Here is an 18,698-nt window from a genome sequence, read left to right on the forward strand (position 1 = left end):
TTCGACTTAGTTAGCGCATAAAAAAACGCCCCCGACCGCAAGGTCGGGGGCGTTTTTGTTTGTCTGGCTGTAGCAGCTGCCGAGCCTGCGAGGCTGCGTTCGGCTGCGCAGCAGTCGTGAAATCAAACGCTGCGGTGCATCTTTTATTCCCGGACTGCAGCTCTGCAGCCGAACTCAGCCTCGCTAGGGCTCGACAGCTACGGGGATTGAGGCGTTTTTAAAACTTTTCCAGAGTGCGACGGCTGCTGCTGGTCTCGCGCACCACTTCTTTGGGCTTGTACGCGCAATACCCCGGTCGCGGTCCGATCTTCGGGTGGTTGCGGCAGGTGTCCGGGCGCTTATCATAAATAGTGCACAGACGACTCTTACGATCCAGGTACAGGCAATCGTTGTTGCTCATGCGCTGGAGGGTGAAGATCTCGGACTTCTGGTTATAGCGCTCGACGATCCCTTCTTTTTGCAAGCGCTTGGCGATGTTCTTCGGTGGATCGCCACGCTCGAATTCGTCGACGATGCCGATACGGATCAGATCCTTGATCTTGACCTCGACCGGCAAGGTGCAGCAGCTGGACACGCAGGAACCGCACATCGGGGCAGAGTACTTGGCCCAGGTATCGAGGCGATCGATCTCCGCGGCGGCGATCAGGTTGGGCTTCATCATCGGTTGTTACCAGCGTGTGCATCAGGGCGCGCGATCATACCGGGACTGGTGGATTTTTGAACAACCTTTCGCCAGATTTTTTTGCTTGGCGCAAAATAACCCCTGTGTCCGGCACGCCCCCTGCATTGTTTCTGGCACGCGACAACGTAATGTCGACCTATCTCGCACTAACAGGAAAAACTGCCGAACCAGAGTCTTAATGGTCTGTCAGACCGACTAGGCTCAGACAACTTCACGCTCGCTCGAGGTCTTATCGATGACTCAAGAACCACTTGTTCGCGAAGCAGAGGTGGCCGCATTTCGCGATGCCGTCTTGACCAAACTCACTTATGCAGTGGGCAAAGACCCGGATCACGCCTTTGACCATGACTGGTTCGAAGCCATCGCCCTGGCGGCGCGCGATCACATGGTCGAGCACTGGATGGACCACACCCGGCAGATCTACCGCAAAGGCCAGAAACGGGTCTATTACCTCTCCCTTGAATTCCTTATCGGCCGCTTGCTCTACGACAGCCTGAGCAACCTCGGCCTGCTCGATGTGGCCCGCGAGGCCATGACCGAACTTGGCGTCGACATCGAACGCATCCGCCTGCTGGAACCCGATGCGGCACTGGGCAACGGAGGCCTCGGGCGTCTGGCGGCGTGCTTCATGGAAAGCATGTCGACCCTGGGCATCGCCGGCCATGGTTACGGCATTCGTTACGAACACGGCTTGTTCCGCCAGGCCATCGTCGACGGTTGGCAGCAGGAGCAGACCGAACACTGGCTGGATTTCGGTAACCCGTGGGAGTTTGAACGGCCAGAGGTCGCCTACCCGATCGGTTTTGGCGGCGGTGTCGAAACCGTAACTGATGAAAACGGCAAATCCAGGCAAGTCTGGTCCCCGGCGGAAACCGTGCGGGCCATCGCCTATGACACCCCGGTGGTCGGTTGGCGCGGCGCGAGTGTCAATACGCTGCGACTGTGGCGTGCCCGGGCCATGGAAGAGTTGCACCTGGAGCGCTTCAACGCTGGCGACCACTTGGGCGCGGTAGCCGAAGTGGCACGGGCCGAAAGTATCTCCCGCGTGCTCTACCCGGCGGACAGCACCGAGGCCGGCCAGGAACTGCGCCTGCGTCAGGAATACTTCTTCGTCGCCGCCTCCCTGCAGGATTTGCTGCGTCGCCATCGCAACATGCACACCTCGGTGCTGACCCTGGGCGATCACGCGGCCATTCAACTCAACGACACACACCCCTCGATTGCCGTGGCCGAGCTGATGCGTCAGTTGGTCGACGTCTATGACGTGGCGTGGGATGCGGCGTGGCAGGTCACCGTCGACACGCTGTCGTACACCAACCACACGCTGTTGCCGGAGGCGCTGGAAACCTGGCCGGTCGGTTTGATGGAGCGGATGCTGCCACGGCACATGCAGATCATTTATTTGATCAACGCCCAGCACATCGATTCGTTGCGGGCCAAGGGCGTTCACGATTTCGACGTGTTGCGTGCGGTGTCGCTGATCGAGGAGGACAACGGTCGTCGCGTGCGCATGGGCAACCTGGCGTTCCTGGGTTCCCACAGCGTTAACGGCGTGTCTGGCCTGCACACGCAGCTGATGCGCAGCACGGTGTTCTCTGAACTGCATAAACTCTATCCGGAGCGGATCAACAACAAGACCAACGGCATCACCTTCCGCCGCTGGCTCTATCAAGCCAACCCGGAGCTGACCTCAATGATGGTCGACGCCCTCGGCCCGGATCTGCTGGATAACCCCGAAGAAAGCCTGATAGGGCTGGAACCGTTTGCCGAGAAAACTGCATTCTGCAAACAGTTCGCCGAGCAGCGGCTGCACAGCAAGAAAGCCCTGGCATACCTGATTCATGAACGATTGGGGATTGCGGTCAACCCGGCGGCGATGTTCGACGTGCAGGTCAAGCGAATCCACGAATACAAACGCCAGTTGCTCAACCTGCTGCACACCGTCGCGCTGTATCAGGCGATTCGTGCCGAACCGGAAATCGACTGGGTGCCACGGGTGAAAATCTTCGCCGGCAAGGCGGCGGCCAGTTATCACCAGGCCAAGCTGATCATCAAACTGACTAACGACATCGCCCGGGTGGTCAACAACGACCCGACCGTGCGTGGTTTGCTCAAAGTGGTGTTCTTGCCCAACTACAACGTCAGCTTGGCGGAAAGCATCATTCCGGCGGCGGATTTGTCGGAACAGATCTCCACCGCCGGCTTCGAAGCCTCAGGCACCAGCAACATGAAGTTCGGCCTCAACGGCGCGCTGACCATTGGCACCATGGATGGGGCCAACGTGGAGATGAGCGAGCGCATTGGTGTCGAACACATGTTCATCTTCGGCCTGAGCGCCGAGCAAGTGGAAGCGCGCAAGCTCAACCATGAATTCAACGCGGCACCGGACATTGCCGCCTCCCATCGACTCAATGATGTGCTGCAAGCGATTCGCGGCGGGGTGTTCTCACCGGACGATCCGTCCCGCTACACCTCACTGATCGATTCGCTGGTGGACTATGACCGCTTCCTGGTCTGCGCCGATTTCGATTCATACTGGGACGCTCAGATGCGGGTCGAGGCTCACTGGCACGACTCCAAAGAGTGGTGGCGCTCGGCGGTATTGAGCAGTGCGCGGATGGGTTGGTTCTCGTCCGACCGGACCATTCGCGAGTACGCCACGGATATCTGGAAGGCGTTGGAGTAACTTTTAGCGACAAATGTGCGTCAGGCCCAACGTACGTTGGGCCTGATCGATATACTAAGCACCCACTTGACCCTTGTGGGGCGGGCTTGCTCGCGAAAGCGGACCGATATTCAACATCCATGTCGAATGTCAGGCCCTCTTCGCGAGCAAGCCCGCCCCACATTGGATTTGTGGTGCAGATTCAATCTGCTCTCACACTGGACTCCGGGTGTCTGCTCACTAGACTGAGCATTGACGCTGTATCGCCCGGATTTGCCCCACCGTGGGGCTGCTTAGGGATATCGACCATGCAATGGATGTTCATGCTGATTGGGCTGCTGCTGGGCTGGTTATTTGACGAGTCGTTCAGCGATGCGCTGTTGGGCGCTTTGCTCGGGCTGGGTATCGGCCAGGCAATCCGCATCAGTCGCTTGAGTACTCAAACCGCCGAGCAACGGCGCTTGCTCAATCAGGCGCAGGTGTCTCTGCATGCGGTCGAGCAGCGACTGGCATTGCTGGAAGTGTCGGGCGCCAAAACACCTGAAGCCAGTGAACCTGCGGCCAGCGAACCGGTTCCATCCCCTGAAATTATTCTTGAGCAAGCCCCTGACGCAGCCCCGGAGCTGATATGGGAGTTGCCGCCTGAACTCGAACCCATCACGGCGGCCGCCTCCGAAACCAGTCGTCCACTGCCCGATGATCTCTGGAAACCCGAACCGGTCGCTCGCGAACCACAACAACCGGCGGCGCCGCGTGGCCCGAATTTCATCGAGCGTGCCATCAGCGGAGCGCGCAACTGGTTGTTCGGTGGCAATACCGTGCTGCGGGTCGGTGTGGTGTTGTTGTTTCTCGGCCTGGCCTTCTTATTGCGCTATGCCACTGAAGGCATGGTGGTGCCGGTCGAGTTGCGTTACGCCGGTGTCGCGGCGGCGGCCTTGGGCTTGCTTGCCTTGGGCTGGTGGCTGCGACTGCGCAACAGCAATTACGCGCTGATGCTGCAAGGCACCGGGATTGCGGTGTTGTACCTCACGGTATTTGCCGCGATGCGTCTGCATCCGTTGCTCGACCCCACGGCGGCACTGGGCTTGCTGGTGGTGGTGACGGTGTTCTCGGCGATTCTGGCCATTACCCAAAACGCCCTGGGCCTGGCCGCCGCTGCCGCACTGGGTGGTTTCGCCGCGCCGATCCTGACCTCCACCGGCGCTGGCAACCACGTCGCACTGTTCAGCTACTTTGCTCTGCTCAACGCCGGCATCCTTGCCATCGCGTGGTTCAAGGCCTGGCGATTGCTTAACCTGATCGGTTTTGTCGGCACCTTTGGCATCGGATTGGCTTGGGGCCTGCGTTCCTATACGCAGGAACTGCTGTGGAGTACCGAGCCGTTCCTGATTCTGTTTTTCCTGATGTACCTGGCCATCGGCCTGTTGTTCGCCCGGCGCAAACTGCTGGAAATGAGCGACGCGCCCGAGGACGACAGCCGCGAGGCACTGCTGCACTGGTCGGCGCGCAAGGGCGATTACGTCGACGGCACCCTGTTGTTCGCGCCTCCGCTGGTAGGCTTCGGTTTGCAGTTCGCGCTGATGGAGCATCTGGAATTTGCCGCCGCTTTCAGCGCCTTGGCGCTGGGCATGATTTACATGGGGCTGGCCCGGTTGCTGATGGGCGGTCGAGCATTGTTGTTGGCGGAAACCTGTCTGGCGCTGGGGGTGATCTTCGCCAGCTTGGCGATCCCCTTGGGACTCGACGCGCGTTGGACCGCGGCCGCCTGGGCCGTGGAGGGCGCGGGGATTTTCTGGCTCGGCCTGCGTCAACAGCGACCGCTGGCGCGAGCCTTTGCCTTGCTACTGCAACTGGGCTCGGCACTGGCCTTTCTCAGCGAGCTGCGCAGCGGCGAGAGCAGCTTGCTTGATGGCGCCCCGCTGGGGGCATTGATGCTCGGCGTGGCGTTGCTGTTCAGCTTTTACCAATTGCGCAAAGCGTTGCCCGAACAGGCCTCAAAGTGGGAGCGCCAAGGGCTGCCGGTGCTGGCCTGTCTGGGGCTGACGTTCCTTTATCTGCTGGCACCGCTGTTTCTCTTCACTCATGGCACGGCGATCAGTTGGGCGCTGGCCGGGTTGGCGACGCTGTTCGTCGGTCTGCGTCTGCAATCGAGAACCTTCCTGTTCACCGCGTTCGCCGTGCAACTGCTCGGCGGTGCGTTGTTCCTGCTGCGGCTGCAAGAGGCGGGTGGTGAGTCGGCTGCGGTGTTCAGCGCCGGTTGGAGCGGTTTGCTCAGTGCGTCCCTGATCGGGTTGGCGTTGATCGCCGGGATGTTGCTGGCGGCCCGCGACGAAATGGTGCGCAGTGATGTGCGTTTGCTGCGCGGCTTGTCAGTGGTGTTGCTGGCCGGTCTGGTGCTGATCAACCTCGCGGTGCTGTTCGTGTTGCCATGGCAAACCGCGAGCGCGGTGTGGGCCGCCAGTGGTTTGTTCATCATCTGGCTGAGCCTGTACCTGAAGCAGCGCGTGAGTTTTGTCTTCGGTCTGCTGTTGCAGGTGATCGGCGGCGCTGCGTTCCTGTTAGCCGGGCCGGACCTGCTCGGTCCGCTGCTCAGCGAAGGGTTGCGACCGTTGGCGCATAGCGCTTTCTGGACGCCGCTAGTGCTGGGGCTGGCCGCATTCGTCGGGGCCTGGCGTTTGCAGCTCGGCAACCATGCTTCGGCCTTCGATGGGTTGAGCCTGCAGCGCTTGTCGGAAGTGTTGCTGGTGTGGGGCGCGGGTTGGTGGGCGCTGGCGTGGGTCAGCGAAGTGCTGCGCTTTGCGCCTTTGAATCTGCAAGCCACCTTGTTGCTAGCCGTTGCCGCCGTGAGTGTCGCGCTGTGGACGGTATTGGCGCTGCGCCTGAAGTGGTCGTCGCTGGGCTTGCTCTGCACCTTGCTGATTCCTGCAGCAGGTCTGGTGCTGCTCGCAGCCTGGCATTCGCGTTATCACCCGGCCGCCAACTTCGGCTGGCTGGTTTGGGCCGCGGTATTCGTCATGCATTTCATCTCCCTGCGACGTCTGGCGCCGACGCTGCCCGCAACAGCCCTGAGCACCGCCCATGTACTCGGCTGCTGGCTGTTGATCGGCGTGTTGGCCCTGGAGCTGCGTTACGGCTTGCTGCTGTTGTCGGAGCAGTACAACGCCTGGCGCTGGCTGGGCTGGGCGATTCTGCCGAGCCTGTATCTGGTGCTGATGGCTGCACCGCGCGCATGGCCATGGCCGGTGTCGGAGTACCCCCGCGAGTACCGGGTTTATGCCGCTGCGCCGTTGGCGTTGTTGATGCTCGGCTGGTTCTGGCTGGCGAACATCGCCAGTGACGGCACCGCTGAGCCGTTGCCGTATGTACCGCTGATTAACCCGTTGGAGCTGGGTCTGTTGTTTGCCCTGTTCGGCGTTTACGTCTGGTCTCGCAGCGCCGTGACGCAACTGGTGATTCGCAAGGAATACGCCGATAACGCCACGCAAGTGATCGCCGGGGGTTCGCTGTTCGTCTTTTTCACCGCGCTGGTGATGCGCACGGCGCACCATTGGGGTGGCGTGCCGTACGCGCTGGATCTGCTGCTTGGGTCGATGCTGGTACAGGCCGGCCTGTCCATCGTCTGGACCCTGATGGCCCTGAGTCTGATGATCGGTGGGCATCTGCGTCATCGCCGCGAAGTCTGGCTGATTGGCGCGGCACTGATCGCGCTGGTGGTCGCCAAGTTGTTCTTTGTTGAATTGAGTAACCGCGGCGGGCTCGCGCGGATCGTGTCGTTTATCGGCGTTGGCGTGTTGCTGTTGGTGGTGGGCTATTTCGCTCCATTGCCGCCCAAGCGTGCCGAGGCTGTGCCGGATGTTGAAAAACCGGCCCCTGAAACCGAAGGAGTGTCGTCTTGAGTCAGAAGCTGAACCTGGGCTGGTGGGGTGCTGTGGTGCTGGGCGTGACGCTGTCGGCCGGCGCGCAGGAAAAACCGGCGGACTTTGCCGCGCAGGTGCCGTTGTCGGTGAGTGGCGAGGGCCCGTGGTATCGCCTGGAATTGCCCTTGGACGTGCAGCTGAAAGCGAGGCAAACCGATCTCAGCGATCTACGCGTGTTCAACGCCGCCGGTGAGCCTCAGGCGTATGCCCTGGCCCGAGAACCCGCGCAGACCCGCGAAAACCGCACGCTGAACGACGTGAAGTGGTTCCCGTTGTACAACTCGGCGGATGCCACCGAACGTGCGCCGAGTGTGCGCGTGCAATCGAACACCAACGGCACGTTGATCGAAGTGCAGCCGTCCAGCCAGTTAGAGGCGGGCGAAGAAGAGCTGCGCGGCTGGTTACTCGATGCCAGTCGAATCAAGGCGCCGTTACAGCAATTGATCCTCGATTGGACCAGCGATCGCGACGGCTTCCAGCGTTTCAGTATTGAAGCCAGTGATGATTTGCAGCATTGGCAGTCGTGGGGCGAAGGGCAGGTGGCGCGCCTGACGTTTGCCGACGAACGGGTCGAGCAACATGAGGTCGGCCTGCCGGGGCAATCGGCGCGTTACCTGCGCTTGCTCTGGATTTCACCGCAATCGGCGCCAGTGCTGACGTCGGCGCAACTGGAAAGCGCCAACCCTCGTACCTTGCCGCTGCCGTTGGTCTGGTCGCAACCGTTGGCTGGCACTAGCGTGAAGGCCGGTGAGTACATCTGGCAATTGCCGATGGGATTGAACGTCCAGCGCTTGCAGATCGAGCTGGATCAACCCAACAGCCTGGCACCGGTGACATTGTCGGGTCGTCGGGAAACCAGCCTGCCATGGCAAACGCTGACCAGCGGTTTGCTCTACCGCTTGACCCAGAATGGCCAGGACGTGGTGCAGAACGAATTGCATTTGCCGGGCCAGACCGTGCAGCAATTGAAGCTGACAGTGGATGAGCGCGGCGGTGGCCTGGGCGCCGAAGCGCCGACCGTCCGATTTGCCGTGCGCTCCACGCAACTGGTGTTCCTGGCGCGCGGGGCCGGGCCTTATACGCTGGCGCTGGGGAGTGCGACGGTGAAGGCGGCGAGCTTGCCGTTGTCGACGCTGATACCGGATTACAGCGCTGCGAAGCTGGCGGCGTTGGGCAAGGCGACGGTGGAAGGTGGAGTCTTGGTGACTCCTGTCACGACTGTGCCAATGGTGGTGGATACGAATTGGAAGAAATTCGGGTTGTGGGCGGTGCTGTTGCTCAGCGTGCTGTTTTTGGGGGCCATGGCGTTCAGCTTGCTGCGCAAGCCTGCTGTTAAACCCTGAGAATGCTGGTGCTGCGCGCCATTCGCGGGCAAGCCTCCGCTCCTACAGTTCATCCCCCCGTAGGAGCGAGGCTTGCCCGCGAAGGCGTCCTTCCGGCCACCAAAAATATTCAAACTGCCGCCAATCACGGCATCATTTCGAACTACGCTCAACCCCGCACATGAACTCTATTGGGTGTATCACGTCTGATAGGAGGAAATGCGCCCCGACTCGCGTTAAACTGCGCGGGTTTTTAGCCCCCCCATTCCACCGGAGCCTTCCATGTCCCGCGTTACCTTGAGTCGCTATTTGATTGAGCAGACCCGCAGCAACAATACTCCTGCCGATCTGCGTTTCCTGATCGAAGTGGTGGCGCGTGCTTGCAAGGAAATCAGCCACGCCGTGTCCAAGGGCGCCCTCGGTGGCGTTCTGGGCAGCATGGGCACTGAAAACGTCCAGGGTGAAGTGCAGAAGAAGCTTGATGTGATGTCCAACGACATCCTGCTCGAAGCCAACGAATGGGGCGGTCACCTGGCCGGCATGGCATCCGAAGAAATGGACAATGCCTACCAGATCCCGGGCAAATACCCGAAAGGCGCGTACCTGCTGGTGTTCGACCCGCTGGACGGTTCGTCGAACATCGACATCAACGCGCCGGTCGGTACGATCTTCTCGGTGCTGCGTTGCCCGAACGAATACCTGACCCAGAACGAGCCTTTGAACGAAAAGGCCTTCCTGCAGCCAGGCACTCAGCAGGTTGCCGCCGGTTACGCGATTTACGGTCCACAGACCATGCTGGTGCTGACCCTGGGCAATGGCGTCAAAGGCTTCACCCTGGATCGTGAAATGGGCAGCTTCGTACTGACCCATGAAGACATCACGATCCCGGAGTCCACACAGGAATTCGCGATCAACGCGTCCAACAAGCGTCACTGGGAAGCGCCGGTACAACGTTACGTCGACGAATTGCTGGCTGGCGATGAAGGCCCGCTGAAGAAGAATTACAACATGCGTTGGGTCGCCGCGATGGTGGCCGACGTGCACCGCATCCTGACCCGCGGCGGTCTGTTCATGTACCCACGCGACAGCCGCGAGCCGTCGAAGCCGGGCAAACTGCGCCTGATGTACGAAGCCAACCCGATGTCGTTCCTGGTGGAACAAGCGGGTGGCGCATCCACTGACGGCCACCAGCGCATCCTCGACATCCAGCCGGAAGGCCTGCACCAGCGTGTTGCGGTGTTCCTCGGTTCGAAAGAAGAAGTTGCCCGCGTCACGGCTTACCACAAGGAATAAACCATGACCGCGCCCTGGCAGCCGTTGCTCGAATGGTGGTTCGGATCTTTCGAATCACCTAACGAAATAGCGGCTGACAAGGGCAGGTTATGGTTCGGCAAGCGCGATAGCCAGGACCTCGAAGCGCGGATGCGTTTCGGGGGTCAGGTCGAGCAGGCACTGGCCGGCGGATTGACTGAATGGGTGCAATGCCCTGAAGGTTGGCTGGCCTTGGTGCTGCTACTCGATCAACTTCCGCGGATGATCTTTCGCGACACCCCAAAATCCTTTTCAGGCGACCTCAGGGCTCAGGCACTGGTAGCGCAAGGCATTGCTGCGGACTTCGATCGGCAGCTGCGACCGATCCAGCGGGTGTTTATCTATCTGGTATTCGAGCACTGCGAAAATCTGGCGGTGCAGAACGAAGCGGTTTCGCGGTTTCTTGATCTGGTTGAACAGCAACCGGAGGCGGATCGGGCGGTGTTTGCCGACAACCTGGATTATGCCGAGCGGCATCAGAAGATCATTGCGCGGTTTGGACGCTTTCCCCATCGCAATGCGGTGTTGGGGCGCGAGTCTACGGCTGAGGAAATTGAGTTTCTTTCAGGGCCCGGGTCGCGGTTCTGATTGTTCCCACGCAGAGCGTGGGAACGATCAGCGCTCGGTAGTTAGATCCTGAAACTGCCTACCAACTGCTTCAACCGCGCCGCCTGCTGCTCAAGATCAGCACACGCACGCAAGGTCGACTGCAAATTCTCCACACCTTCCTGGTTCAGCGTGTTGATCTCGGTGATGTCGACGTTGATCGACTCAACCACAGCGGTTTGCTCCTCGGTCGCGGTCGCCACGGACTGGTTCATCCCGTCGATCTCACCGATGCGCTGCGTCACGCTACCCAGGCGTTCGCCGGCCTGGTTGGCGATGCCGACGCTGCTTTCGCTCTGGCGCTGGCTGTCGGTCATGGTGCTGACCGCTTCCCGGGCGCCGATTTGCAGTTCTTCGATCATCTTTTGCACTTGCTGCGCCGAATCCTGAGTGCGGTGGGCGAGGTTGCGCACCTCGTCCGCGACCACGGCAAAACCACGGCCGGCTTCACCGGCACGGGCTGCTTCGATGGCCGCGTTGAGCGCCAGCAGGTTGGTTTGCTGCGAGATGCTGGTGATCACTTCCAGAATCTGGCCGATGTTCACCGTGTTGCTGTTCAGGGTTTCGATGTTGCCGCAGGAATCGCTGATCTTCGCCGACAGCTGCTGCATGGCTGCGATGGTTTTATCCACCACCTGCTGACCGTCTTCGGCCAAGGCACGGGCGTCGCTCGAATGTTGCGAGGCGAGGGCTGCGTTCTGGGCGATTTCCTGGGCGGCGGCGCCCAATTCGTTGATTGCTGCAGCCACGCTGCTGGTGCGTGAGGCTTGTTGATCGGAGTTGAACATCGACGAGTTGGAGGCCGCGACGACCCGCAAGGCGACTTCATTGACCTGGCCGGTAGCCGAAGACACTTCGCGGATCGAGGTATGAATACGTTCCACAAAACGGTTGAACGAAGTGCCCAACGCACCGAATTCATCCTGGCCGTGAATGGTCAGGCGTTTGGTCAGGTCGCCTTCGCCCTCGGCGATGTCATGCATGGCGCGGCCCATGGTCAGCAGCGGTTGCATCAGCACGCGGATCAACATGCTCAGCAGCGCGATGATGATCACCACGGCAATGATCATGGCGATGATCGCCGAAGTGCGAAATTCGCTGAGCATCGAGAACGCGGTGTCTTTATCCAGCACCAGCGCCACGTACCAGTCTGCAGACGGCACACCGTTGACGTGAGTGAAGGAGATGAACTGGGTTTTGCCATCCAGCTCGACTTCTTTCAGGCCCGGGCTGATTTTCGGCGCGCCGTTGGGGTAGGCGTCGGCCAGGTTCTTGAGCACCAGTTTGCTGTCCGGGTGGATCAGGATCTTGCCGTCGGCGCTGACGATAAATGCATGCCCATGACCGCCGAAGTTCAGCAAGTTGATGATCGCGCTGACGCTGGACAGATCAATGTCTGCGCCGGCGACGCCAATCATTTGATTCTGGTGCTTCACTGGCGTGGCAACGGTGATCACCAGTTTGCCCGACGATGCCGCAATGTAGGGTTCCGTGACGATGGTCTGTTGCGCGTTGTTGGCCGCCTTGTACCAGCCACGGGCGCGCGGGTCGTAGTCCGCGGCGCGATTGCCGGCCGGGACCGAGAACATCACGCCATCGGTGCCGCCGAAGTAGCTGAGCTGAAAATTGCTGGTGTAGGCCGGCAGGTCGATGGCGCGCTTGAGGTTGGCCTGGGCGCTGCCGTCCACGGCGATCTGCTGGGACAGTGATTGCAGCAATTGAATGCGGCTTTCCAGCCAGGTCTGAATGTTGCTGGTGGTCAGGCTGCCGAGTTCCTGCATCGAGGACTCTGTACTGCTGAGCAGGGTCTGCCGCTGGCGGTAATCGTTGAACAGGATGAAACAGGCGAATGCAACGGCCACCACGAGAGCGGCTGCCAACAGGATTTTGTGGCTGAATTTCATGTTTCTGGTCATTAAATGAGCTACCGCGAAGGGCTGGTCAACAAGGAGCGTCAATTCGCCACAGTGGAAGGCTTTGCACTGCTTCTATGTCGACTGGCCGGCGCCAAAGATTAGGCGGTTGCTGCGAAAACCGACGAAATACTCAGCGGCGCGAAAAAGTGGCTGATCTATCGTAAAAGTCTGACGGGTGGCCGAATAAATAGCCGAATGCTCAGGGAACCAGATAGGTGTTTTCTCTTCTAAGCTTCAGCTTGGCAGCCATGCCATTCCCTTCGCCCCAGGAGTTACACCATGTCGCTGCGATCTATCGCCTTGCTCTCGTTCTGCGTGTTGTTGGCAGCGTGCGGCAAGATCAATCAGGAAAATTACTCGAAGCTGTCGACCGGCATGCCCAAGGCCGAGGTTGAAACCTTGCTGGGCAAACCGACCGATTGCTCGGGCGCGCTCGGCATGTCCAGTTGCACCTGGGGCGACAAAAACAGCTTTATCAGCGTGCAGTACGCCGGTGACAAAGTGCTGATGTTTTCCGGCCAAGGCCTGAAGTAAACCGGGGCTATTCGCCCGCGGGAGAAAAAAATAATGAAGCGGTTACTGATCGTTCTTTTTGCCGGCCTGGTATTGGCCGGCTGCGCCACTTCTGGCGTAGATCCGTTGGCACCCAAGACCGTCAACTCGGTCAACCTCAAGCGTTACCAGGGAACCTGGTACGAATTGGCGCGACTGCCAGTGTATTTTCAGCGCAATTGCGCGCAATCCGAAGCTCATTACAGCCTCAAGCCTGAAGGTGACATGGCGGTGCTGAACCGCTGCCTGACGTCGGACTGGCAATGGGAAGAGGCCAAAGGCACGGCTTATCCACAGGTGCCCGGCAAGGCCGACAAGCTGTGGGTCGAGTTCGATACCTGGTTCTCGCGACTGATACCCGGTTTGGCGAAGGGAGAGTACTGGGTGTTGTACGTCAGCGATGATTACAAGACCGCGATTGTCGGCGACCCGAGCCGCCGTCACCTCTGGCTGCTGTCACGCACCCCGACGGTCAATGGTGTAGTGCGTGAAGAACTGCTGAGCAAGGCGCGTCAGCAGGGCTATGACACGACACGGCTGATCTGGCGCGCATCGGATAGCAAGATGGCCAAGACTTCGAACTAGCGGTCGCCGAAGATCAAAAAAGGTGGGAGCGAGCCTGCTCGCGATAGCGGAATGTCAGTCAACACTTCTGTTGAATTGGACGGCCCTATCGCGAGCAGGCTCGCTCCCACATTTTTTTGTGTCAGTCCAAGAGATCGCGCAAAACCTGAGTAAACGCCCGATTACTCTCTTCTTCCCCGGCATGCCGCCCATCACGCACAACCCACTGGCCGCTGACCAGCACATCCCGCACCTGGCGATCACCACCGGCAAACAGCCAACGATTGAGAATCCCGTCGCCACTGGCCGTCGCCAGGTACGGATCGTTGCCGTCCAGCACCAGCCAGTCGGCACGCTTGCCGACTTCCAAGGCGCCAATTGGCTGCCCCAATGCCTGGGCGCCACCATCCAGCGCCGCGTCATACAGTGTGCGGCCGACCATCGGCTGATCTGCGCCATACAAACGATTACGCCGCTGATCGCGCAGACGCTGGCCGTATTCCAGCCAGCGCAACTCTTCCACCACGCTTAACGACACATGGCTGTCGGAACCGATGCCCATGCGCCCGCCCTGCGCCAGGAAATCCACCGCCGGGAAAATTCCGTCGCCGAGGTTGGCTTCGGTGGTCAGACACAGGCCGGCGATGGCGCGGCTCTTGGCCATGAGCGTGACTTCTTCCGGGTTGGCGTGGGTCGCGTGGACCAGGCACCAGCGCTGATCGACTTCGGTGTTTTCGTACAGCCATTGCAGCGGACGGCGACCGCTCCAGCTCAGGCAGTCATCGACTTCCTTCTGCTGTTCGGCAATGTGAATGTGTACCGGGCACTGCTTGTCGCTGGCCGCCAGCACTTCGCTGATCTGCTGCGGGGTGACCGCACGCAACGAGTGGAAACACAAACCCAGGGCCTGGGCCGGTTGCTGCGCCAGGATCGGCTGCAAGCGCGATTGAAGCTTGAGGTAGTTTTCGGTGCTGTTGATAAAGCGGCGCTGGCCTTCGTTCGGGGCCTGGCCGCCGAAACCGGAGTGGCTATAGAGCACTGGCAGCAGGGTCAAGCCGATACCGGCGGAACTGGCCGCCTGGCTGATGCGCAGCGCCAGTTCGGTCGGGTCTGCGTACGGTTGGCCGTTCGTATCGTGGTGTACGTAATGAAATTCCGCGACCGAGGTGTAACCGGCCTTGAGCATTTCGATGTACAGCTGACGGGCAATGACGCCGAGTTGGTCCGGGCTGATTTTTCCGACGAGCCGGTACATCAGATCGCGCCAGGTCCAGAAACTGTCGTTCGGATTACCCGCCACTTCCGCCAACCCGGCCATGGCCCGCTGGAAGGCGTGGGAGTGTAAATTCGGCATTCCCGGCAGCAACGGACCGCTCAGCCGTTCGGCGTCATCTGCGTGAGAATCGGCCTGGATATGGGTCAATACGCCATCGGCGCTGACCTCAAGACGTACATTGTTGGCCCATCCACTAGGCAGCAGCGCGCGTTCGGCAAAGAAGGCGGACATGGTTCAGCACCCCATCGTGTGTTATTTGTATATACATATACAGACGTTTGCCTGCTCGGTAAACTCCGGCAAGCTAGCAACCTCTAACAGATGATCAAGGATTAACCGTGCCGACTCCCTCTGCCACATTGCCGCCGAATGCCAATCTGAGCGCCAATCTGGGCGACAGTCCGGCGCCCTTGTACGCCCGCGTAAAACAGATGATCACCCAGCAAATCGACAGTGGAAACTGGCCGCCGCACTACCGCGTTCCGTCGGAAAGCGAGTTGGTCAGCCAGCTGGGTTTCAGCCGCATGACCATCAACCGCGCGCTGCGCGAGATGACCGCCGACGGCCTGCTGGTGCGCATGCAAGGCGTCGGAACGTTCGTTGCCGAGCCGAAAAGTCAGTCTGCCTTGTTTGAAGTACACAACATCGCCGACGAGATCGCCTCCCGTGGCCATCGCCACACCTGCAAGGTGATCACCCTCGAAGAAGAGGCCGCCGGTTCCGAGCGGGCTCTTGCCCTGGACATGCGCGAAGGCCAGAAAGTGTTCCACTCGTTGATTGTGCATTTCGAAAACGACATTCCGGTGCAAATCGAAGACCGTTTCGTCAACGCGCTGGTGGCGCCGGACTACCTCAAGCAAGACTTCACCCTGCAAACGCCTTACGCCTATCTGAATCAGGTCGCGCCATTGACCGAAGGCGAGCACGTGGTCGAAGCGATTCTCGCCGAGCCGTCCGAATGCAAGTTGCTGCAGATTGAAAAGGGCGAGCCTTGCCTGCTGATTCGTCGCCGCACCTGGTCCGGCCGTCAGCCCGTGACCGCCGCCCGTTTGATCCACCCCGGTTCCCGCCATCGTCTGGAAGGACGGTTCCATAAATAAAGAGCCCTGAATGAGCCAGTTGAAAGTTTTACGCGCAACAGATTACCCGCGCATGCCGTGGAAAAACGGCGGCGGCAGCACCGAAGAAATCACCCGTGATGGAGGGGCTGGCCTTGAGGGTTTCGGCTGGCGTCTGTCGATTGCCGACATCGGCGAGTCGGGCGGGTTTTCAACCTTTGCCGGCTATGAGCGGGTGATCACCGTGCTGCAAGGGGAGGGCATGAGCTTGCGCGTCGACGGCCAGGACACGCGGCCGTTGTTACCGCTGGACCCGTTTGCGTTTAGTGGCGAGAGTCACGTGTCCTGCACATTGCTCGGCGGGCCGATTCGCGATTTCAACCTGATTTATGCGCCGGACCGTTACCGCGCGCGGTTGCAGTGGCTGGAGGGCGAGCAGCGGTTTTTCAGCTCGGCCGGCACCGTGCTGGTGTTCAGCGTGGTTGAACAGCTTGAAGTGACGGTGGGTAACAACGCCTCTCAGCTAGGGCGCCATGATTGTCTGCAGCTCAACGGTAACGCCGGGCTGCTGGATATCTCTATCAAGGGTCAGTGCTGTGTGATCGAGCTGATCGCACGCTGAGCCAGCACCGAGTCGCCTCTATCGCGGGCAAGCCCGCTCCCACAGGGACATCATCGTACTTGTGGGAGCGGGCTTGCCCGCGATGCTTTTCAGGGCTCAAAACCCGTTTCCCATTGCGCACCACTTTGTTACCGAACGCCCCAGCGTGGCGCAAAACCACGTTCAAGTAACAGCCATCGTCCTCGCACAAAATCTCCCCGAAAAATTTCATCTTCCTCAGAACCCTTGATCTACAGGCTTTCCAGCCCTTTCAAAACTTTTCTTGAACGCTCATCCAGCAAGTTGGCCGCTTGATTGCATATGCTTGTATGTACAAGTAAAGACGTATGCGTATGAGTCGATCGAGACTCCTCGCAACGTCCACTGATTCGCTTGTGTCGCTTTGACGCGCACAGGCTGGCTCGCCCACTGCCAGGGTTGGTTTGGATTGATCGCTGAGGAGTCTTTTTCGTGACTGACAATACCCAGAAACCTACTAAATACCGCAATGTCGAAATCCGTGCCGCACGCGGTAACAAGCTGACCGCCAAGAGCTGGCTGACTGAAGCGCCGCTGCGCATGTTGATGAACAACCTCGACCCGGAAGTCGCCGAGAACCCTAAAGAACTGGTGGTTTACGGTGGTATCGGTCGTGCGGCACGCAACTGGGAATGCTACGACAAGATCGTCGAAAGCCTGACCAACCTGAACGACGACGAGACCCTGCTGGTGCAATCCGGCAAGCCGGTCGGCGTGTTCAAGACCCACACCAACGCCCCGCGCGTGCTGATCGCCAACTCCAACCTGGTGCCACACTGGGCGAGCTGGGAACACTTCAACGAACTGGACGCCAAAGGCCTGGCCATGTACGGCCAGATGACCGCCGGCAGCTGGATCTACATCGGCAGCCAGGGCATCGTCCAGGGCACCTACGAAACTTTCGTGGAAGCCGGTCGCCAACACTATAACGATGACCTGAAAGGTCGTTGGGTCCTGACCGCAGGCCTCGGCGGCATGGGCGGCGCTCAACCATTGGCCGCCACCCTGGCCGGCGCTTGCTCGCTGAACATCGAATGCCAGCAGGTCAGCATCGATTTCCGCCTGAACAGCCGTTATGTCGATGAGCAAGCCACCGACCTCGACGACGCGCTGGCCCGCATCGCCAAATACACCAAAGAAGGCAAAGCGATTTCCATCGCCCTGCTGGGTAATGCGGCTGAAATCCTGCCAGAACTGGTCAAGCGCGGCGTGCGCCCAGACATGGTCACCGACCAGACCAGCGCCCACGACCCACTCAACGGTTACCTGCCAGCCGGCTGGACCTGGGAAGAGTACCGCGCTCGCGCCAAGACCGAGCCTGCTGCCGTGGTCAAAGCCGCCAAGCAGTCCATGGCCGTGCACGTTAAAGCGATGCTCGACTTCCAGAAAATGGGTATTCCGACCTTCGACTACGGCAACAACATCCGTCAGATGGCCCAAGAAGAAGGCGTCGAGAACGCGTTCGACTTCCCGGGTTTCGTACCGGCTTATATCCGTCCGCTGTTCTGCCGTGGCATTGGCCCGTTCCGTTGGGCGGCACTGTCGGGCGATCCGCAAGACATCTACAAGACTGACGCCAAAGTAAAAGAACTGATCCCGGACGACGCCCACCTGCACAACTGGCTGGACATGGCGCGCGAGCGCATCAGCTTCCAGGGGCTGCCGGCACGTATCTGCTGGGTTGGCCTGGGCTTGCGCGCCAAGCTCGGTCTGGCGTTCAACGAAATGGTTCGCAGCGGTGAATTGTCCGCGCCAATCGTGATCGGTCGCGACCACCTGGACTCCGGCTCTGTTGCCAGCCCTAACCGCGAAACCGAGTCGATGCAGGACGGCTCCGACGCCGTGTCCGACTGGCCACTGCTCAACGCTCTGCTCAACACCGCGAGCGGCGCGACCTGGGTTTCCCTGCACCACGGCGGCGGCGTCGGCATGGGCTTCTCCCAGCACTCGGGCATGGTGATTGTCTGCGACGGTACTGACGAAGCGGCCGAGCGTATCGCTCGCGTGCTGCACAACGACCCGGCTACCGGTGTCATGCGTCACGCCGATGCCGGTTACCAGATCGCCATCGACTGCGCCAAGGAGCAGGGCCTGAACCTGCCGATGATTACCGGCAAATAAATCGGGCCTTGGCCTGATGCAAAACCTGTAGGAGCGAGACTTGCCCGCGAACCGCGGTGTGTCAGAAA

Annotated in this window: 13 protein-coding genes and 1 pseudogene; 10 read left to right on the forward strand and 4 right to left on the reverse strand. The window is 60.1% G+C overall.

What is annotated here, in order from left to right; genetic code table 11:
- Nucleotides 1-217 precede the first annotated feature (217 nt).
- Nucleotides 218-658 (reverse strand): YkgJ family cysteine cluster protein, encoded by a 441-nt coding sequence (locus tag PSH97_RS01620; RefSeq protein WP_305449735.1) that lies wholly within the window; start codon nucleotides 656-658, stop codon nucleotides 218-220.
- Between the two features lie 259 nt (nucleotides 659-917).
- Between PSH97_RS01620 and PSH97_RS01625 the strand changes: the two genes are divergently transcribed.
- The 5 genes from PSH97_RS01625 to PSH97_RS01645 all read left to right on the forward strand — a co-directional run bounded on the left by PSH97_RS01625 (nucleotide 918) and on the right by PSH97_RS01645 (nucleotide 10,485).
- The gene (locus PSH97_RS01625) at nucleotides 918-3,368 is read left to right on the forward strand and encodes a glycogen/starch/alpha-glucan phosphorylase (RefSeq protein ID WP_305447838.1); all 2,451 of its coding nucleotides are present in this window, start codon (nucleotides 918-920) and stop codon (nucleotides 3,366-3,368) included.
- 287 nt (nucleotides 3,369-3,655) lie between these two features.
- Nucleotides 3,656-7,243: a DUF2339 domain-containing protein gene (locus PSH97_RS01630; protein ID WP_305447839.1), complete on the forward strand. Its 3,588-nt coding sequence runs from the start codon at nucleotides 3,656-3,658 to the stop codon at nucleotides 7,241-7,243.
- Nucleotides 7,240-8,607 carry a DUF3999 domain-containing protein gene (locus PSH97_RS01635; RefSeq protein WP_305447840.1) on the forward strand — a complete coding sequence of 456 codons (1,368 nt, stop codon included), beginning with the start codon at nucleotides 7,240-7,242 and terminating at the stop codon, nucleotides 8,605-8,607. Before PSH97_RS01630 ends, PSH97_RS01635 begins: the two co-directional genes overlap by 4 nt.
- A 261-nt stretch (nucleotides 8,608-8,868) precedes the next feature.
- Nucleotides 8,869-9,879, forward strand: a complete 1,011-nt coding sequence (locus PSH97_RS01640; RefSeq protein ID WP_007933966.1) for a class 1 fructose-bisphosphatase — start codon at nucleotides 8,869-8,871, stop codon at nucleotides 9,877-9,879.
- 3 nt (nucleotides 9,880-9,882) lie between these two features.
- Nucleotides 9,883-10,485: a DUF924 family protein gene (locus PSH97_RS01645; RefSeq protein WP_305447841.1), complete on the forward strand. Its 603-nt coding sequence runs from the start codon at nucleotides 9,883-9,885 to the stop codon at nucleotides 10,483-10,485.
- Between the two features lie 41 nt (nucleotides 10,486-10,526).
- Here PSH97_RS01645 and PSH97_RS28490 read toward each other — a convergent pair whose 3' ends face one another.
- Both PSH97_RS28490 and PSH97_RS28495 read right to left on the reverse strand, forming a co-directional pair.
- Nucleotides 10,527-11,291, reverse strand: a complete 765-nt coding sequence (locus PSH97_RS28490) for a methyl-accepting chemotaxis protein (RefSeq protein WP_405046532.1) — start codon at nucleotides 11,289-11,291, stop codon at nucleotides 10,527-10,529.
- Nucleotides 11,292-11,432: 141 nt separating this feature from the next.
- Nucleotides 11,433-12,419: pseudogene (locus PSH97_RS28495) on the reverse strand (cache domain-containing protein); the annotation flags it as partial.
- A 279-nt stretch (nucleotides 12,420-12,698) separates the two neighbouring features.
- On the opposite strand from PSH97_RS28495, the gene PSH97_RS01655 reads away from it, so the two are divergent.
- Nucleotides 12,699-12,953: a hypothetical protein gene (locus PSH97_RS01655; RefSeq protein ID WP_007907841.1), complete on the forward strand. Its 255-nt coding sequence runs from the start codon at nucleotides 12,699-12,701 to the stop codon at nucleotides 12,951-12,953.
- A gap of 33 nt (nucleotides 12,954-12,986) precedes the next feature.
- Entirely contained in the window at nucleotides 12,987-13,556 is a 570-nt protein-coding gene (locus PSH97_RS01660; RefSeq protein WP_305424101.1) for a lipocalin family protein, read from the forward strand.
- A gap of 121 nt (nucleotides 13,557-13,677) precedes the next feature.
- Here the strand turns inward: PSH97_RS01660 and PSH97_RS01665 are convergent, their stop codons facing one another.
- Nucleotides 13,678-15,042, reverse strand: a complete 1,365-nt coding sequence (locus tag PSH97_RS01665) for a formimidoylglutamate deiminase (RefSeq protein ID WP_305447843.1) — start codon at nucleotides 15,040-15,042, stop codon at nucleotides 13,678-13,680.
- A 200-nt stretch (nucleotides 15,043-15,242) separates the two neighbouring features.
- On the opposite strand from PSH97_RS01665, the gene hutC reads away from it, so the two are divergent.
- The 3 genes from hutC (at nucleotide 15,243) to hutU (ending at nucleotide 18,630) form a co-directional block, all read left to right on the forward strand.
- Nucleotides 15,243-15,911: a histidine utilization repressor gene (gene hutC / locus PSH97_RS01670; protein WP_244858324.1), complete on the forward strand. Its 669-nt coding sequence runs from the start codon at nucleotides 15,243-15,245 to the stop codon at nucleotides 15,909-15,911.
- A gap of 10 nt (nucleotides 15,912-15,921) precedes the next feature.
- A complete protein-coding gene (locus PSH97_RS01675; protein WP_305447844.1) occupies nucleotides 15,922-16,491 on the forward strand; it encodes a HutD/Ves family protein in 570 nt (189 codons plus the stop codon).
- A gap of 450 nt (nucleotides 16,492-16,941) precedes the next feature.
- Nucleotides 16,942-18,630 carry a urocanate hydratase gene (gene hutU, locus PSH97_RS01680; RefSeq protein WP_305447845.1) on the forward strand — a complete coding sequence of 563 codons (1,689 nt, stop codon included), beginning with the start codon at nucleotides 16,942-16,944 and terminating at the stop codon, nucleotides 18,628-18,630.
- The last annotated feature ends 68 nt before the right edge of the window (nucleotides 18,631-18,698 follow it).

Origin of the sequence: Pseudomonas cucumis (genome assembly GCF_030687935.1) — a bacterium.
GTDB classification, from domain to species: Bacteria; Pseudomonadota; Gammaproteobacteria; order Pseudomonadales; family Pseudomonadaceae; genus Aquipseudomonas; species Aquipseudomonas cucumis.

Excerpts from the sequence above, each read along its gene's own strand:
- PSH97_RS01620 (WP_305449735.1), bottom strand. The coding sequence starts at position 658 with ATGAAGCCCAACCTGATCGCCGCCGCGGAGATCGATCGCCTCGATACC.
- PSH97_RS01625 (WP_305447838.1), top strand. The coding sequence starts at position 918 with ATGACTCAAGAACCACTTGTTCGCGAAGCAGAGGTGGCCGCATTTCGC.
- PSH97_RS01630 (WP_305447839.1), top strand. The coding sequence starts at position 3,656 with ATGCAATGGATGTTCATGCTGATTGGGCTGCTGCTGGGCTGGTTATTT.
- PSH97_RS01640 (WP_007933966.1), top strand. The coding sequence starts at position 8,869 with ATGTCCCGCGTTACCTTGAGTCGCTATTTGATTGAGCAGACCCGCAGC.
- PSH97_RS01645 (WP_305447841.1), top strand. The coding sequence starts at position 9,883 with ATGACCGCGCCCTGGCAGCCGTTGCTCGAATGGTGGTTCGGATCTTTC.
- PSH97_RS28490 (WP_405046532.1), bottom strand. The coding sequence starts at position 11,291 with ATGTTCAACTCCGATCAACAAGCCTCACGCACCAGCAGCGTGGCTGCA.
- PSH97_RS01655 (WP_007907841.1), top strand. The coding sequence starts at position 12,699 with ATGTCGCTGCGATCTATCGCCTTGCTCTCGTTCTGCGTGTTGTTGGCA.
- PSH97_RS01660 (WP_305424101.1), top strand. The coding sequence starts at position 12,987 with ATGAAGCGGTTACTGATCGTTCTTTTTGCCGGCCTGGTATTGGCCGGC.
- PSH97_RS01665 (WP_305447843.1), bottom strand. The coding sequence starts at position 15,042 with ATGTCCGCCTTCTTTGCCGAACGCGCGCTGCTGCCTAGTGGATGGGCC.
- hutC (WP_244858324.1), top strand. The coding sequence starts at position 15,243 with ATGATCACCCAGCAAATCGACAGTGGAAACTGGCCGCCGCACTACCGC.
- PSH97_RS01675 (WP_305447844.1), top strand. The coding sequence starts at position 15,922 with ATGAGCCAGTTGAAAGTTTTACGCGCAACAGATTACCCGCGCATGCCG.